Source organism: Novosphingobium sp. fls2-241-R2A-195, assembly GCF_030209485.1.
In the GTDB taxonomy this organism is placed as follows: Bacteria; Pseudomonadota; Alphaproteobacteria; order Sphingomonadales; family Sphingomonadaceae; genus Novosphingobium; species Novosphingobium resinovorum.
In genome coordinates this window covers 135944-152362 of sequence record NZ_JARVRY010000003.1, presented here as the reverse complement: position 1 = coordinate 152362, position 16419 = coordinate 135944, and the positions used below count along the sequence as shown (strand labels likewise).

Below are 16419 nucleotides of genomic sequence, written 5' to 3'. Positions count from 1 at the left end.
GAACCTCATCAGCGAAGTGGCAAGGCACCACACATGATCCGCGATGGCGCCCCTTACCATGTCTCAAAGTTGCGTCGTAACCAGACAGCCAACCTACCTTCTAATGGACTATGGCAAAGTAAAGGCCACTACAGAATCACCTGATGTGGTCTGCATGTACGCGTGCCCGCCTGCCGCAATCACTACATACTGCTTTCCCGTTTTTCTTGACACATAAGTTATCGGGGTGGCTTGCCCGCCCGCTGGGAGACGCCCCTTCCAGATTTCCCTTCCCGTCGTCGTGTCGAATGCTCGTAGATAATTGTCCATCGCCGCGCCTATGAAGGTAACGCCACCTGCCGTATTAGCCGATCCACCTAGGTTGAATGCGCCGGGCAATGGTATGCCGAGTGGCGCAGTATCCGCAGACGTGCCGAAAGTCCGACTCCAGGCGATCTTGCCAGTCGCGAGATCGACCGCCGCAAGCTTCCCCCATGGCGGAGCTGCGCAAGGGATGCCCAGAGGAGAAAACATCGGCAGCAAGCTGACACCATAATTGGTTCCATATTGCGGAAGGTAACCCGGTGCGTGGGAATCCTTTGCCATCGCCGGTCGATCCGTGTTGGCGCCATGACGGAACAAGCGCACTTCCTGCGGAATAGCCGCCGAGTTCACGATCATCAGATTGCGCTCAGGATCGATGCTGACGCCACCCCAGTTGAGGATACCGAACGTTCCGGGCCACTGCAGTATTCCGCGTTCCGACGGCGGTGTGAACATGCCTTTATAGTCAAGCGATCGAAAGCGAATCCGACACCACATCTGATCGAGCGGCGTAGCCCCCCACATGCCAGCTTCCGTCAGAGGCGCCGGAGCGAAAGATGCAAAACCTGTGGGATAAGGCTGCGTGGGTGAGTAACGTTCACCTGGCAGATTCCCACGCGGGACTGGGCGCTCCTCGACCGGTGTAAGCGGTTTGCCGGTAGCACGATCGAGAACGAAGATTTCACCGCGCTTGGTCGGAACGATCAGCGCTGCAACTTTACGACCCTTCAGCACGAAATTCACAGCGCTGGGCTGGGCCGGCAAATCGTAATCCCACAAGTCGTGATGTACCGATTGGAACGCCCAGCGCACCCGTCCGCTGGTCACGTCCAGCGCTACGATCGAGCTGGCGTACCGTTCCAGCATCGGCGAGCGATGGGTGCCGACGTGATCAGGCGTCGCGTTGCCCGTGGGCACGTACACAAGACCCAACGCAGGATCGGCGCTGAAGGCGGTCCAGGCATTGACTGAACCGCGCGTCCACTTTTCGCCGGACTTGAGCGGCGGGGCATCGTCCGGACGGCCACTGTCCCAAGCCCAGAGCAACTTGCCACTCTTCACATCGAACGCGCGCACGACGCCGGAGGGGTCATCCTTGGTGTAGTTGTCACGCACATAGGCGCCCAGGATCGCCGTGTTGCCGACGATGACTGGCGGTGACGAGGTGTAGGAGCGGAACGGGTCCACATCACCCAGTCCTTCATCAAGGTTCACGGTCCCACCCTTCCCGAAGTCCGGACAGGGCGCGCCGGTTGCCAGGTCGCTTGCAAGGAAACGACCATCCACAGTCATGCTGAGGATCCTCCTGGCGCAGATCCCCGTTGCGGCAGGGTCGGCATGATAGGACACGCCGCGGCAGTTGAGCATCTGCGCATTGCCGATTTGCGTATGCGGATCGCGTAGCCAGATCTGCCTACCGGTATCGGCGTCGAGAGCGAAGACTTTGCCGGTAGGCGAGCAGAACACGACCTTGTCGTCCACCATCAGCGGCGTCGCCATGAAGGAAATGGACTTGATCTCAGGCCGCTTGGCCTTGGTGTCACCGGTTTTGAAGGACCATGCCTGTTTGAGCTTCGCGGCATTGACCGGGGTGATCTGCGCGGCCGGTGAATGGCGGGTGCCTGACAGGTTCGCGCCATAGTCCGTCCACTCCGCGCTTCCTGGGCTCACCGGAGCGAGGGGGTCTACGCGACCGGGCGATACATCGAAGACAGGCACCGTCAGGAACGTCCCAAGCAGCGCCAGTGCCGCGACCAGCACGACCGCGCCGGGCCCCCAGCGCGTCCTGGCGTCGGAAGCGGAAGTCAGTCGTCGGCGCAGCCACGGCAGCACCAGAACGGCGCCGATCACCGTCGGCCCCGCAAGACGCGGCAGGAGCTGCCAGAACTGTACGCCGACCTCCCAGAAGGCCCAGATCACGGTGCCTAGCAGCATCGCCGCATAGAGCCAGAGTCCCCGCCCATCGCCCCTCCAGAGCAGTGCCCCGGACGCCGTGCAGGCCAGCCCGGCCAGCAGGTAATACGCCGATCCCCCCAGCGTCAGCAGCCTGACGCCACCGACGAGGAGCACCGCTCCAATCGCGATCAGCACTGCTCCCGCCAGCCAGCGCGGCCAACGGGCTTCCTTCCCGTCCTTCATTCTCGCGTCCTCTCCCGGAGGTCTGTTTCGGTATCGCGCGAAGCCGCCCTCAGCCCGTCTCGATCACCGCGATCGGCTCGCGCACGTCCACCGTCTCGCCCTCCACGGCGATGATGCGCAGCAGCATGCCGGATACCGGGGAGGGCACTTCCACCGTGGTTTTCGCGGCTTCCACCTCGACGAGATTCTCGCCTTCCTCGACCGCGTCGCCCGGCTGCTTGAGCCAGCGGACGATCTCGCCGTCCTGCATCCCCATGCCGTATTGCGGCAGGACCATCGTGAATTCGGCCATGTTCGCTCCTCAGGCTGACTGGAACTCAACGGCACCTACGAGGCGCCTGGCGGCACTCACGATGCGCTCCACCGAGGGATAGAGCGGCTTTTCGATGAGCGGACTGAACGGCAGGTGCGTATCGGGAGTCGTGATCCGCACCACCGGCGCGCGCAGGGCCTCGAACGCCTCCTCGACGATGGTGGCGGCGATCTCACTGGCGGCGCTGCAGGTGCGGTTGGCCGGATCGACGCAGATCGCGCGGCCGGTCTTGCGCACCGAGCGCAGGATCAGATCGCGGTCGAGCGGGACCAGCGTGCGCGGGTCGATGACCTCCAGCGAGATGCCTTCTCCCGCCAGTTGCTTCGCGGCCTTGAGCGCGACGTTGACCCCGCCGGCGATAGCGACGACGGTGATGTCGGTGCCTTCGCGCTTGATGTCGCCCTTGCCGATGGGGATCAGGAAGTCGGGATCGTCAGGCACTTCTGCCTTGTTCATCCAGCAGGTGCCGTCCTCGAAACTCATCACCGGATCGTCGTCGCGGATCGCGGACTTGAGCAGGCCCTTCATATCGGCGGCATCGGAGGGACAGATGATCTTGAGGCCCGGCATGTTCATGAACATCGGGTAGGGCCGGTCGGAATGCTGCGCAGCATTGGAGTTGCCGTAGAACATGCAGGAGCGCAGCACGAGCGGCAGCTTCGCCTGTCCGCCGTAGATGTAGCGGGACTTGGCGATGATCGAGCAGATCTGGTCCATCGCCGGATAGAGGAACGAGGACAGCGTCGCATCGACGATGGGCCGCATCCCCACCATCGCCGCGCCGCCCGCCGCGCCGATGAAGCCGTTCTCGGAGATCGGCGTGTCGCGGATGCGCTCCTCGCCGAAGCGCTCGACGAAGCCGGTGGTGGTGCCGAAGACGTTGCAGCGAATGTCCTCGCCCATCATGAAGACACGGGGGTCGCGCTCCAGCTCTTCGGCCTGGGCCTGCTGGATGGCTTCGAGGAAAGTGATCTTGGCCATGATTGCGGTTCCTTCTCAGGCGTGCGCCAAAACGTCGTCGGGGATCGGCAAGCGATCGACGAAGACGTGGTCAAAGGCCTCCTCGAAGACCGGGTATGCGCTCTCGCGCGCGAAGTTCAGCGAATCCGTCACTTCCTCGGCGATTGCCGCGTCGATGGCGTCGAGATCGCCCTCGGCCACGCCATCGGCGAGCAGGCGCGCGCGGTAGAGCGTGATCGGATCGCGTGCGACCCAGTCGTCATGCTCCGGCCCGCGCGGGGTGAGGTCGCGGCCCATGTTCACCGCGTGGTCACGGTAGCGGTAGGTCTTGGTCTCGATCAGCGTCGGCCCCTTGCCGGCACGAGCACGGTCCACCGCCTCGCGCACGGCCTCCTCGACGGCGTCCACGTCCTGCCCGTCGACGATGACGCCGGGGATGCCGTAGCCATGCGCGCGGTCCGCGACATTGACGCCCGCCACGGCGGCGGAAGTCGGCGTGGACATGCCGAAGCGGTTGTTCTCGCACACGAAGATCGCGGGCAGCTTCCATACAGCGGCAAGGTTCATGCCTTCATGGATCGCCCCTTCGCTGGAGGCGCCGTCGCCGAAGAAGCACAGCGCAACGCGGTCCAGCCCCTGCAGCTTCGCGCCCAATGCTGCACCTGCCGCGACCGGGCCGCCGGAGCCGACGATGCTGGTTTCGCCCAGGCTGCCCATCGCGAAATCGGACAAGTGCATCGAGCCGCCCTTGCCCTTGCACACGCCCGTCGCCTTGCCGAGCAGTTCGGCCATGAGCGGGCGCAGCGTCGATCCCTTGGCGATCGGATGGCCGTGGCTGCGGTGCGTGCCGACCATGTAGTCGTCGTCGCGCAGCGCCATGCAGGCGCCGACGCCCGAAGCCTCCATCCCCGCATAGGTGTGCAGCGCGCCGGGGATCTCGCCTGCAGCATGGATGGATTCGGCCTTGGTCTCGAACTGGCGGATGCGCTGCATCCGGCGGTACTTCTCAAGCCTGCGGTCGTTGTCGCCGATGGCGGTCATCGCTCTCTCCTTTTCTTGGGGTTCGTCATTGCGAGCGGCGCGAAAGGGTTCAGCGCCGCGCAAACCGCCCTGGATTGCTTCACTACGCTCGCAATGACGAGAGTGAGGGGTGTTCCTGCACTCGTCATTGCGAGCGACGCAGTCGCGCGGCAATCCAGCCCGGGGCCGTCCGGCCTGGCCCGTCGCACCTCATGCTGCGTTCGCAGGCTCGGGCGTCACCGCCTCGAACAGTTCGAGCGGGGCCGCGTACATCGGTTCGGGAGCGCCCGCGGTGATCGCGTAGACGTTCTCCATGTGGCACGGCCCCAGCTTCGCGCCGAAGTAGAGGCTGTCGAGCGAGATCAGCATCCCCTCCTCCATCACGAAGCCCTGCTTGACCCCGGCCAGCCCCGCCGCCGGGAAGGGCAGCGGGATTTCCAGCGGCATCAGGCCGATGCCGTGCGCCACGACCAGCAGCTTTTCGGGCGTGGCGATGCCGTTGGCCTTCAAATGCTCGTAGCCGATTGCGGGCAAACTGGCGGTGGAGACGCCGGGGCGCAGCTGATCCACCATCTTGAGGAAGGCGTCGCGCAGGACGTCGTGCTGGTGGCGGTACTCGGCGCTGGCTCTGCCGACGACGGCGGTGCGGTTGATGTCCACCCAGAAGCCGTCGTGGATGCCCTGCGTCTCCAGGATCACGATGTCGCCGCGCCGCAAGGCCCGGTTGCCGCGCGTGCGGAACAGGTCGGGAATGAACTCGTCCGCCTCGTAAGCGCCGCCGAACAGCATCGCGCCTTCGTCGACGGGGATTACTTCGTTGCGGACCATGAAGTCGCAGATGCGTGCCTGCACGTCGTTCCAGTCGGCGCCTTCGTGGAGCAGCGATCCGGCGTGGGCGATGATGCGGTCCGCCAGCTTGCCCAGCTTGCGGTAGCGCGCCAGTTCGCCGGGGGTCTTCACCACACGCACCCGCATCATGAAGTCGAGCACGTCGGAGTATGCGTGCGGAACGGCGGCCGAAATGCGCGCGGAGACGCGGTGCTCGTCGAAGCCGATCGCCTTGCCCGCCATGCCGTGATCGACAAGGCCCGAAGCAATGGCGGCGGCGATGTCGGGCTGGCAACTGCCCCTGATCGCGCCCATCATCCCGGCGGCGTCCTCGGCCAGCTGGCCGCCGTTGCGATCGGGATCGATGTAGCGGCTGACCTCGCAGAAGTTGAGCATGTCGAACGTCCGCACCTCGCCGAAAGTGCAGGCGTCGCCGTCCTTGTTGAGCACCGCGACGAGGCCGAGGTTCGCCTCCGGGATCACCAGCGTCAGCGGTTTCGCCGGGTCGGCATAGACGATGGCGGCGGCCATCGGCTCCATCTGCTGCCAGCGTTCCAGGATCGAGTGATAGCCGACCGCATAGCGCACGTCGTGCGGATGGCTGAGCACGACCGCCTCCAGCCCCTCCGCCGCCATCATCGCGCGCAGCCGGTCGGCGCGGGGATTGGATGCGTTGGTCGATCTTGGGGTCATGCCGCTTCCTCCAGCCCCTCGTTGGCGACGTTGGAGATGACCTCGCCCTTGGCCACGTCGCGCAGGAATTCGTGGTTGAGGATGAAGCGGATCTCGCCCGCATCGTCGAGGAAGGCGACGGCGCCGTGGCCCATGAAGAGATATTCGGTCACTTCGTCGCAGCGCGCCTCGTTGTGGCGCGAGCCGATCGGTTCGTAGCCGTAAGTCCCCGCAGGCGCCGAGCCGACGTCGTAGATCAGTTCGCCCTTGGTGACGAAATACTGCCCGTGTCCCAGATGCCAGTGCGGGGCGAAAGTTGCGCCGGGCTCCATGTGGACCCACAGGACCCAGTCGCCGGTCTCCTCGCTGTAGCGCAGCAGCCGGATCGTGGTGCCGGTGCCGAGCGATACTTCGTGGCAGTCGTTGATGTTGACGATGAGGTCGCCGAGTTTTCCGGCATCGTGCTGAACGGTCATGGTTCTTGTCCTCTCGTTGGGAATTACATCGTTGCGGTAAGGCCTTCGTCGGCGGGGATGACCGCGCCGTGCAGCGCGCTCGACTTGTCATCGAGCAGGAAGCAGACGAGCTGGGCGATCTGCTCGGGGTCCATGAAGAACTGGCGGCGCGGGCTGGGATGACCGTCCATCAGCGCGGCGATGGCCTGCTCGCCCTCCGGCGTACGCAAGCTCGCGGTCAGCGGCGTCGCCACCGCGCCGGGGCAGACGCAGTTGATGCGGATGCGTTTGGGGCCAAGCTCCGCCGCCAGCGTGCGCGCCAGCATGGCGACCCCGGCTTTGGAAGCACTGTAAGCGCTGTCGCCCGCGCGGCCCGCCGTACCGCTGACCGAGCCGATGAACACGATGGCCCCGCCGCCCGCCTCGATCATCGCAGGCAGCACCGCCTGGGTGACGTAGAAGCTGCCCTTGAGATTGACGTCGATATGCCGGTCGAACAGTGAAAGCGGGCTTTCCGGCACCGGGTTGGGCGCCCAGATCGCCGCGTTGTTGACCAGCAGCGTGACCGGGCCGAGCGCCGCCTCGATGCCCTGCACCGCCGCCGCGACGGCAGCGGCATCGGCGATGTCCACCTGCGTCGCGTGCGCCAGCGTGCCCTCGGCCACGGCCTTGTCGAGATCGGCCTGCGGCACCTCGGACAACACCGCGACCTTTGCGCCCGCCTCGGTCAGCAGCTTGGATACGGCGGCGCCGATGCCGCTGGTGCCGCCCGTCACGACGGCGACTTTTCCGCTGAGCCCACTCATTGCGCGGTGAACCCGCCATCGACGATCAGTTCAGAGCCGTGCATGTACCCGGCCTCATCGGAGGCGAGGAAGCGCACGGTCTTCGCGACGTCGATGGGATCGGCCATGCGCCCGATCGGATGCGCGGGGGCGAGCCCGGCCGCGGCTTCCTCGACGCTGGCGGCGAAACCGTTGTCGACGATGCGCTGGAGGATGTGATCGACCATGCCGGTCTTGACGCCGCTGGGGTGCACCGAGTTGACCCGCACCTTGTAGCCCAGCGCGGAGAACTCCATCGCGCAGGCCTTCACGAACAGCGTCACCGCGCCCTTGGAGGTGCAGTACCCGACATGCAGTGGCGAACCGATCTTGCCCGCGACCGAGGAGATCACCACCACCGATGCCCCATGCGGCAGGCTCTCGCCCGAGCGCTTGAGCAACTGCGCCGCCACCTTGGTGCCGAGGAACGGGCCGTCGACGTTGACCGCCATCTGCTTGCGCCACTGCTCGATGGTGGTGTTCTCCATCTTCTCCACCACCACGATCCCCGCGACGTGGACCAGCACGTCGAGGCGCCCGTACTGCGCCTCCACCGCGCCGATCGCCGACTGCCAGGACACCTCGTCGGTCACGTCGAGCGAGAGATAGGAATCGCCCTGCCAGCCCCCTGCCTCCGCGGGGAGGTCGGCGCCGATGACGGTCGCACCTGCCTCGGCCAGCTGGCGCGATATCTCACTGCCGATGCCGCCGGTGCATCCGGTGACGAGGGCGATGCGTCCTTCAAGCGAACCGGTCATGCGTGAACTCCTGCCTTGGCGGCTTCACCCAGAAGGTCGAAGACGCGGATGTCGGGGTCGCCGTCGAGGCAGGCGTAGCCCTCCGCCGACATGGCGACGTGGTAGGGGCGGTTCGCATGCGCTTCCTTGGCGGCGATGTCGGTGAAGATCTCGGTGAAGGCAAAGGCGTTCGGGTCCTCGCGCGATTGCATGACCTGGAACAGCAGCGTATCGGCCTCGTTGGCGCGCACGTCCTTCTGCAGCTGCGTGGTCAGTTCGATGAAGCGCTGCGTCTTGTCCGGCTTCGTGCGGACATGCATGATGACACCAATCATATCGGAGAGGACCTTTCGTCATGTGGGGGGAAATGCTGGCCGAAGCGGCGCGCGTCGCGCAGGGGCCGGACCCCGTGGCAGCCCGGCCGTTGGTAGACCGTCTGCTCTCCGCGAAGCCGGGAGATGCCGACGCGCTGACACTGGCCGGGATCGTCGCCCAGCGCACCGGGCGCATGGAAGATGCCGTGCGCGCCTTCGGCGATGCCTGTGCCGCCGATCCGCGTGATGCCGGACGCCAGCAGAACCTGGGCGTCGCGCTCAAGAACGCGGGCGCTTACGAAGAGGCGCTGCAGGCCTTCGCCGCCGCGCTGGAACTGCGCCCCGGACATGCCGCGACGCTGGCCAACCTCGGCTCCTGCCTGATCGCGGCGGAGCGGTATGAAGAGGCGCTGGAGGTGCTGACGCAGGCCGGAGACAGCGCCGATGCGCTCAACAATACCGGCGTCGCACTGGCCCGGCTGGGACGACATGGCGAAGCGGTTACGCGTTACCGGCGCTCGCTGGAACTGCGGCCCGGGCACCTCGACACGGCGCTGAACCTTGTCGATGCGCTTGCCGCCTGTGGAGAGCGGGACGAGGCGGAAAGCCTCGTCGGGCAAATCCTGCGCGTACAGCCCGGCAACCCACGCGCGGCAAACCAGCTTGGCCTCATGCGCGAGCGGGCTGGCGATTACACAGGTGCAGTGAATGTGCTGCGCCGCGCCTTCGATCCGGCGCAACCCAACCATGCGCTCGGCATCAATCTGGTGCGGGCGATGATCCGCGCCGGGCAGGAGCGCGATGCGCTGGGCGTCTGCGGTAAACTCGTCGCCACGCAGCCGAGCGTCACCACGCCGGTGGCGCTGGCCCTCGCCGCCTTCGAGAAGCTCGGCTGGACCGGCGATCGCGAACGGATCATGGCGCTCGACCGCTTCGTCACCGTGCATGACATCGACGCCGCGCCGGGCTTCGAAGACCTCGCGACGTTCAACGCCGCGCTGGTGGAGGAACTGCGTGCTCACCCCTCGCTGACGTTCGAGCCGGAGGGCCTCGTCACCCGGCAGGGCCGCCAGAGCGCCGATCTTGCCGATGCGCGGAGCCCGGCGATCGGCGCCCTTGCACGGATCGCCCGCGATCATCTTGCCAGTGCCCATGCACGCCTTGCCGAGGAACCCGCCGACCACCCCCTGCTCCACGCGTTGCCCGAGGAGTGGAGCCTGACCCTGTGGGGCACGATCCTGCGCCCCGGCGGCGAGGTCGGCCCGCATATCCATGCCCCCAACTGGCTCTCGGGCGTCTATTATCCCGAGTTCGAGGGTGAGGACGGCGCTTTCGCCATCGGCCTGCTGCCAGAGGAACTGGGCGGCGGCGGCACGCCCGTCACCTACCCGCCGCGCGCGGGCCGGATGATCCTGTTCCCCTCGTATCTCTGGCATGCCACCCTGCCCTTCGGCGGCGACAAGGAACGCATCAGCTTCGCTTTCGACCTCGTCCCCAAGGGCATCGGCCGCGCGCACAGGCTGCCCTGAAACTCCACCTTCGTTACTGCGAGCACAGCGAAGCGATCCAGCGCCTCGCAAACCGCCCTGGATTGCTTCGCTCCGCTCGCAATGACGGCATGGGGGGGCGTCATCACGAAGCGAAAGAAGGCTAACCTCCCCCTGCGGCGCACGAAACCGCAGGGGAAGGCCGGCTCGGCGCAGGCCCGCACCTGCCCGTGAGGAGAGCGCCGCCACCATCGTCAGAACTTCACCGAGCCTTCGACGCCGAAGCTCCTCGGCGGGGCGTAGTTGGTGAAGTTGAACAGCCCCGCGACCGAGTTGGCCGAGACGCGGTAGACTTTGTCCAGCAGGTTGCGACCGAACACCGCGACGCGGAAGCGCTCGTCGGGATCGGTCCAGCCGATGCTTGCCCCCACCAGCGTGCGCGCCTGACCTTGCGAATAATCGGCGTTGAGCGTCGTGGATTCGTACTGTGCCTGATAGTTGACGTCTGCGTTGAGCGAGACGACGCCCCAGTCGGTCGGCGGGAACTCGTAATGCACGTTCCCGCTGGCCGTCCACTTGGGCGCATTGCGCAGCTTGAGGTAGGAAGCATCGTCGTTGATACCGTCACCGTTCACGTCGGTGCTGAACTCGTCGTACTCCGCCTTCTGCCAGCCGACCGAGGCGCCCATCGTCAGGCCCACCACCGGCGCGGCGGAGATTTCGAGTTCGATGCCCTTTACGTGGGCCTTGCCCGCATTGGTCGTCCGCGTCTCCTGCCCCGGCAGGCCTGTGATCGGATCGATGAAGGGGACCACCGCGTCGCGCTGCAGATCGTTGTACTTCACATAGAACGCCGCGATGTTGACGCGCAGCTTGCGATCGGCCGTCTCGGTCTTGAAGCCCAGTTCGAAGCTGTCGGCGGTCTCCTCGCGGAACGGCAGCGCCGACGTAGCGGACATCGCCTGCTCGTTGTAGCCGCCAGACTTGTAGCCCTGGCTGTAGGTGAAGTAGTTGTTGATCCCCGGCGCGATCTCCCAGCGGTACCCGGCGCGCATCGTCGGCTTCGAGAACTTCGCGCTGTCGCTGTACTCGGGCCAGAACCCCGTCGCGATGGTCGAGCGGCGCACTTGCGGACGCACCGCGAAGTCTTTGCTTTCCTTGGTGTAGCGTGCACCGACGAAGACCGAGAACGGGTCGGCGACCTTGTACTCCGCCTCACCGAACACCGCGTAGCTGTCGACCTTGTAGTTCGCGGTGGACTGGTTCGGGTCGGTCAGCGCAGTGGGGTCGCCCAGGAAGCGCAGGAAACCGAGGAAGCTGGTAGCATTGGCGTCCAGCTTCTGCCCCCAGTACATGCCGCCCACGGTGAACTTCAGGACGTCCGAGAAGTCGGAGCTGAACCTTGCCTCGAGGCTGTACTGCTTGCGCACGTCCTCACGCGTGGAGACGAACAGATAGGCGTTCTCGCCCGTATAGTCGGAAGGCAGCTTGGACTGCACCCGCCGCCAGCCGCCGACGACGGTGATCGTGCCGACGTCATCGACCGAATGCTCGCCGCGCAAATAGACGCCGTCCACATCGACGCGGTGACCATCGAGCGTGCCCACGCAAGTCGGCGCGGTGGCCGAACCTTCGCACAGCGTGGTGCCGGTCTTGTAGGGGCTCTGCCCGGTGGTCTGGATGCCGGGAAACCCGACCACGTCGATCAGGAAACCCGGAGGCGTCTCGTTGACCGAGGGCGGACTGTCGCCGCGATCGCGCAGCAGTTCGTAGGTGAGCAGGATGTTGGTGTCGTCGGTCGGCTCCCACAGGAGCTTGGCGCGGGCGCTGAAGTAGCGCGATCCGCCCCAGCGCTGGCCGCGTCCGGGTACGCCCTCGAAGCCGTCGACGTCGTTGTTCTTGGTCAGGCGGTAGTAGCCGTCGCTCTCCTGGAACGATCCAGCCGCGCGGAAATAGAGGTTGTCGGCCAGCGGGATATTGATCGCGGCCTTGACGTCCTTGGTGTTGAAGCTGGAATAGCCGAGCCGCACTTCGCCGCTGAAGCCGGGCTCCGGCTTCTTGGTGATGACGTTGACGACGCCGCCCACGGTGTTCTTGCCGAACAAGGTGCCCTGCGGTCCGCGCAGGACCTCGATGCGCTCCACGTCGAACAGGTCGAACAGCTGGGTCTGGACGTGGGCGAGGACGAAGTCGTCCACCACAACGCCCACGGCGGGCTCGAAGGTCAGGATGATGTCGCCGGTGGACTGGCCGCGAATACCGATCGAGGCGGCGTTGAAGCCCGGCACGTTGGTGATGACCACGTTGGGCACGTCGCCCGCAAGCGCGCGGATGTCGGTGGCGAACTTGTTCTGGATCGCCGTCTCGGTGAACGCGGAAACCGCCACCGGCGTGTCCTGCAGCGATTCCGAGATGCGCCGCGCGGTGACGACGATGTCCTCCAGACCGCCCTGCTGCGGTGGCGGATCGGCCTGTGGCGGCGCGGAAGCCGGAGCGCCTCCCGGTGTGCTCTGTGCGATCGCAGTGGTGCTGACGCTCGCCAGAAGCCCCGTGGCGAAAGTCGTGAAGACGCAATTCAGGTGTCGTTTGCCGATCATGTTCTTCCCCTCCGAACCGACTGCCTTCGTCTGGTCATGGGCAGTTCGAATCACGTGCCGACTTTTCGCCGGACAGGCATAAATGAGTACAGATGATCATTTTTGTGAAGACATAAAAAACATTCATGTATGATTTGTTTTACCGCAGTGCAGCGGTGATGGAGCGGAGGGGATTGTCTTGGAGAGCGGCGAAGTTCACGTTTCTCGCGGTAATGAAAAGAGAACCACCACGCCGGGGGGCATTGCTGCGATGCAAGACGTGATCGCGAAAAAACCGCCGGTGATTCGCCGCCGCTACACCAGCCCGGCGATGACCGAGCGGCGTGCGCGCATCGTCGACACCGCGCACCGCATCCTCGGCGAAGGCGGAGTCGCGGCGCTGACCATCCGGCGGCTGTCCGAGGACGCCGGGGTGGCACAGCGCACGCTCTACCGCCTGTTCGGCGACAAGGACGGCGTCATCAGCGCCACCGTCGTCGATCGCATGGTCGAGGTGCGCGAACACATCGCCCGGCGCGGTGCGACTTACACGCTGGAGGTGGTGTTCCGCGAACTCGACTGGATGGTCAGCGAGCTTGAGCGCGACAGTCTCTACGCCCGGGTGGTGATCGACTTCGTCTTCGCGCCCGAACCGCGCGAGCTGGAAGTGCGGGAACTGACCTCGGTGGCGCAAACGCGCTTCTCGGGGTGGCTGGACCTGCAGCGCGCCAAAGGCCACGTCCGCGATGATCTCGACCTCGCCTCGCTGGTCGATACCCACGTCATGCACGAATTCGTGGTCTACCGCCGCTGGTCGCTGGGCCAGTGCGCGGGTGACCAGTGCCGCGCCGAACTGCACGCCTGCTTCCTGCAGAGCGCGGCGCTGCTGCTGACCGGCGACATTCGCGAGACCTACATGCGCAAGCTGGCAGCGATCCAGAAGAAGATCACCCGCCTCAAGCGCGCCTCGACCAAGGAATAATAACAAGCGGGAGAAGATGATGACTCTTGAAGACCTGATCGCGCGCGAGTAAATCCGCCAGCTTCGCGTGGATTACTCGGCCGCCTTCGACACGATGGACGAGGCTGCGGTGCGCCGCAATTTAGCCGACGACATCCTATGCGAGTTTCCGGAGCCCTACGAAGGCATCGACGCGGTGCTCGGCCTCTATCGCCAGCACTGGAAGCACCTGCGCGCGCCGCTGGAGACGCTGCATTACGTCGCCAATCACGCCATCGAGCTGACTGGACCTGACACCGCGCGCGGGCATTGCCTGTTGCTGGACCTCGTCACCCGCCAGCATGCGGGCTCGGCCATCGTCACGCCGGGCGGGGAGGCGAACCCGCTGCTGCTGATTGGTCGCTACGACGACCATTACGTCCGGCAGGACGGCCGCTGGAAGTTCGCACGGATCGCGCTCACCATCCTGTGGCCGACGCGGTCGGATGAAACCGGAGCGCCTCCGTTCAAGGTCGATTGAGCGGGGCTGCGCCGGGGCAGACCCCGGCGCAGCGTCTCACTTCCCGCCCTGCTTGAGCCAGGCGATGCCCCGACGCAGCAGCTCGTAGAAGACCGGCAGGTCCCACGCGCAGCGGTCCACCGTCGGCCACCAGTCGAGCATCGGCTGGAGATCGTAGTGCCCCCGGCAGTGCCCCAGCGTGTTGTAGAGCACCGCGCCCTTGCCGTGATCCTTGAGGTACATCACCGGCTGCTTGCCCAGCGCATCGGCCGCCTCGACGAAGCCGGTGCCCTCCACCGTGCAATCGGTTTCCAGCAGGACGTGGAGGTGGCCGTGCGTCTCCATGTGGTAGAGTTCGTCGGTTGTCTCGAACGGCTCGATCCCCTCCACCAGCGGATGGCCGGGATCGGCCACGGTCACCGTGTAAGGGGCGATCGGCGGGTGCGAGATGAACTGCGAACCCAGCATGTCCATGAACAGCGGCGCCCAGCGCGGGGCGTCCCAAAGGCCCTTGTCCGGCCCTTCGGATAGCAGGCGCAGCACCGAGTTGGTGCCGTGCAGCGCATGCCAGCGCCCGCCCGCCTTCAGCCAGTCGCGCAGCACCTCCTGCGCCGCCAGCGAGGGCGTGACGTCGCAGGTATAGGTGATGAGGATGTCCGCCTGCCGCAGCGCGTCGAGGTTCTCGTAATCCTCGAACACGCGAGTGCGCACGCTGGGGTCTTCGGCGAGGAGCTTCAGAAGCTCCAGCCGCGCGAAGTCCATGTCATGCCACACACCGCCGCAGATGAGGACGCAGTTGATGCGCGGCGGATGCGCGCCTTCAGCTTCACTCATGCCTTCGGAGCCCCGCCGAGGTCGCCCCCAAGATCACCGTTGATGTACTTCATCATGGTGTCCTGGAACTGGCGGATGCGGATTTCCTGATAGTTGCCGAGGTTCACCTTGCCGTTCTTCGAGGCATGGAGGCCGTCCTGCACGTAAGGCAGGTTATCCATGTCCTGCTCGAACACGTCGCCCAGGATGCCGAGTTCCGGCGCCTCGGTCCACTTCTGGTCGAGCCGCAGCATCTTCAGCGGCGCGCCGCGCGGGATCGGCTGCCCCTTGGGAATGCGCGCGAGGATGCGCACTTCCATGATGCAGGTGTCGGGCGTCTTGCCGGGCAGCCAGTTGTAGACGATGTTCGGCATGTACCCGCCCCACGGGGCGAAGTTCGGGAACACGTTGTAGACCAGCCCGTCGAGCAGTTCGGCGTCGGTGGCGTCGGCATGGTCGTAGCCGGTGCTCTCGGTATAGGCCGCGCGCATGGCGGCGCCCAGCGCGGCGCGGGCGGTCATGCCCTCGGGCACCTTGATCGCCATCGGGTTGGTGTGGGCCTCACCCTCGTAGTTGTCACCCGAACGACCGTTGTACTTGATGAACTCGTCGACGATCCACTGCTCGCCCTGCCCTTCCGCGATGTGCGGGCTCATCACGCCGAAGGGCACGAGGTTGACGTTCACGTTGTCGCCCCAGGTCCAGTAGGCGGCGTTGGAATCGCCGGTGAACGGCAGCAGCTGCGGGTGCGTGACGATGGTGTGCCAGGCTTCCATGAAAGCCTCCATCACCACCTTCCAGTTGGCCGGCACTTCCTTGGCCACGCGCATGACGCTGGCACATTCCTCATGCCGCCAGCGCTTGAAGTGCTCGGGCAGCGGGGCGAGAAATTCCTCGAGGCTCGGGCCGCCCGATTCCTCACGGATGAAAACGTAGCCAGACCAGCGGCCGACTTCGGCAGCAGGCAAGTCGAGGTCCTTTTCGGCAAGGTGCGGGAAGTCCCACTGGCAGGGCATCGAATCGAAGCTGCCGTCCTTCTTCCATGCGAAACCGTGGAACGGGCAGACGAACTTGTCGGCGGCGCCTTCCTCGGTGCGCAGCTTGCGGCCACGGTGGAGGCAGACGTTGTGCATCGCCCGGATCGAGCCGTCGTCCTGACGGCTGACGAGGTACGAACGACCCGCGTTCTCATAGACGATGAAGTCGCCCGGATCGGGCAGGTCTTCCTCGCGCGCGACGAACTGCCACACGTAGGGCCACATCCGCTCGCGTTCGAGCTTGGCGAATGCCTCGCTGGTGTAACGCTCGGCGGGAATCGCTTCCGAACCGCGGTACGTATAGCTCTCGTCAGTCAGAATCGCAGGCGGAGTGCGCGAATCCTGCGCCATCAGTTCCGCCCAGCTTATGCCTTCGCTGCGGTCTTCACCCAGCTTTCCGGCGATTTCCGGATCTCGATCGGCCATGGTCGTTCAATCTCCCAAGAACGCATTTCCCTGTTTGTCGCCATTTCTGCACCCC

General features: G+C 65.5%; 15 protein-coding genes. 3 read left to right on the top strand and 12 right to left on the bottom strand.

Going from position 1 to position 16419, the window contains the following annotated elements; all coding sequences use genetic code 11:
• Positions 1-108: 108 nt before the first annotated feature.
• The 9 genes from QRN25_RS02760 to QRN25_RS02720 form a co-directional block, all read right to left on the bottom strand.
• A complete protein-coding gene (locus QRN25_RS02760) occupies positions 109-2442 on the bottom strand; it encodes a membrane-bound PQQ-dependent dehydrogenase, glucose/quinate/shikimate family (RefSeq protein ID WP_285017345.1) in 2334 nt (777 codons plus the stop codon).
• A gap of 49 nt (positions 2443-2491) precedes the next feature.
• Positions 2492-2734 (bottom strand): biotin/lipoyl-containing protein, encoded by a 243-nt coding sequence (locus tag QRN25_RS02755; RefSeq protein ID WP_285017344.1) that lies wholly within the window; start codon positions 2732-2734, stop codon positions 2492-2494.
• Between the two features lie 9 nt (positions 2735-2743).
• Positions 2744-3736 (bottom strand): alpha-ketoacid dehydrogenase subunit beta, encoded by a 993-nt coding sequence (locus tag QRN25_RS02750; protein WP_271183943.1) that lies wholly within the window; start codon positions 3734-3736, stop codon positions 2744-2746.
• Positions 3737-3751: 15 nt separating this feature from the next.
• Positions 3752-4756: a thiamine pyrophosphate-dependent dehydrogenase E1 component subunit alpha gene (locus QRN25_RS02745; protein ID WP_271183942.1), complete on the bottom strand. Its 1005-nt coding sequence runs from the start codon at positions 4754-4756 to the stop codon at positions 3752-3754.
• Between the two features lie 189 nt (positions 4757-4945).
• On the bottom strand, positions 4946-6256 hold the full coding sequence (locus tag QRN25_RS02740; protein ID WP_285017343.1) for a M24 family metallopeptidase: 1311 nt from the start codon (positions 6254-6256) through the stop codon (positions 4946-4948).
• On the bottom strand, positions 6253-6711 hold the full coding sequence (locus QRN25_RS02735) for a cupin domain-containing protein (RefSeq protein WP_285017342.1): 459 nt from the start codon (positions 6709-6711) through the stop codon (positions 6253-6255). Before QRN25_RS02735 ends, QRN25_RS02740 begins: the two co-directional genes overlap by 4 nt.
• A 23-nt stretch (positions 6712-6734) precedes the next feature.
• Positions 6735-7496, bottom strand: a complete 762-nt coding sequence (locus QRN25_RS02730; RefSeq protein ID WP_285017341.1) for an SDR family NAD(P)-dependent oxidoreductase — start codon at positions 7494-7496, stop codon at positions 6735-6737.
• The gene (locus QRN25_RS02725) at positions 7493-8272 is read right to left on the bottom strand and encodes an SDR family NAD(P)-dependent oxidoreductase (RefSeq protein ID WP_285017340.1); all 780 of its coding nucleotides are present in this window, start codon (positions 8270-8272) and stop codon (positions 7493-7495) included. Before QRN25_RS02725 ends, QRN25_RS02730 begins: the two co-directional genes overlap by 4 nt.
• Positions 8269-8586 carry a putative quinol monooxygenase gene (locus QRN25_RS02720; protein ID WP_285017339.1) on the bottom strand — a complete coding sequence of 106 codons (318 nt, stop codon included), beginning with the start codon at positions 8584-8586 and terminating at the stop codon, positions 8269-8271. Before QRN25_RS02720 ends, QRN25_RS02725 begins: the two co-directional genes overlap by 4 nt.
• A 20-nt stretch (positions 8587-8606) precedes the next feature.
• On the opposite strand from QRN25_RS02720, the gene QRN25_RS02715 reads away from it, so the two are divergent.
• Positions 8607-10094, top strand: coding sequence for a tetratricopeptide repeat protein (locus tag QRN25_RS02715; protein ID WP_285017338.1), 1488 nt, complete (start codon positions 8607-8609; stop codon positions 10092-10094).
• A gap of 212 nt (positions 10095-10306) precedes the next feature.
• On the opposite strand, the gene QRN25_RS02710 is transcribed toward QRN25_RS02715, so the two are convergent.
• Positions 10307-12649: a TonB-dependent receptor gene (locus QRN25_RS02710; RefSeq protein ID WP_285017337.1), complete on the bottom strand. Its 2343-nt coding sequence runs from the start codon at positions 12647-12649 to the stop codon at positions 10307-10309.
• A gap of 250 nt (positions 12650-12899) precedes the next feature.
• Between QRN25_RS02710 and QRN25_RS02705 the strand changes: the two genes are divergently transcribed.
• Together QRN25_RS02705 and QRN25_RS02700 are read left to right on the top strand one after the other, a co-directional pair.
• A complete protein-coding gene (locus tag QRN25_RS02705; RefSeq protein ID WP_285017336.1) occupies positions 12900-13610 on the top strand; it encodes a TetR/AcrR family transcriptional regulator in 711 nt (236 codons plus the stop codon).
• A 52-nt stretch (positions 13611-13662) separates the two neighbouring features.
• On the top strand, positions 13663-14109 hold the full coding sequence (locus QRN25_RS02700; protein WP_350224230.1) for a nuclear transport factor 2 family protein: 447 nt from the start codon (positions 13663-13665) through the stop codon (positions 14107-14109).
• 36 nt (positions 14110-14145) lie between these two features.
• Here QRN25_RS02700 and QRN25_RS02695 read toward each other — a convergent pair whose 3' ends face one another.
• Together QRN25_RS02695 and QRN25_RS02690 are read right to left on the bottom strand one after the other, a co-directional pair.
• Positions 14146-14922, bottom strand: coding sequence for a ThuA domain-containing protein (locus QRN25_RS02695; RefSeq protein ID WP_285017334.1), 777 nt, complete (start codon positions 14920-14922; stop codon positions 14146-14148).
• Positions 14919-16364: an aromatic ring-hydroxylating oxygenase subunit alpha gene (locus QRN25_RS02690; RefSeq protein ID WP_285017333.1), complete on the bottom strand. Its 1446-nt coding sequence runs from the start codon at positions 16362-16364 to the stop codon at positions 14919-14921. The genes QRN25_RS02695 and QRN25_RS02690 overlap by 4 nt, the downstream gene beginning before the upstream one ends.
• Positions 16365-16419 lie beyond the last annotated feature (55 nt).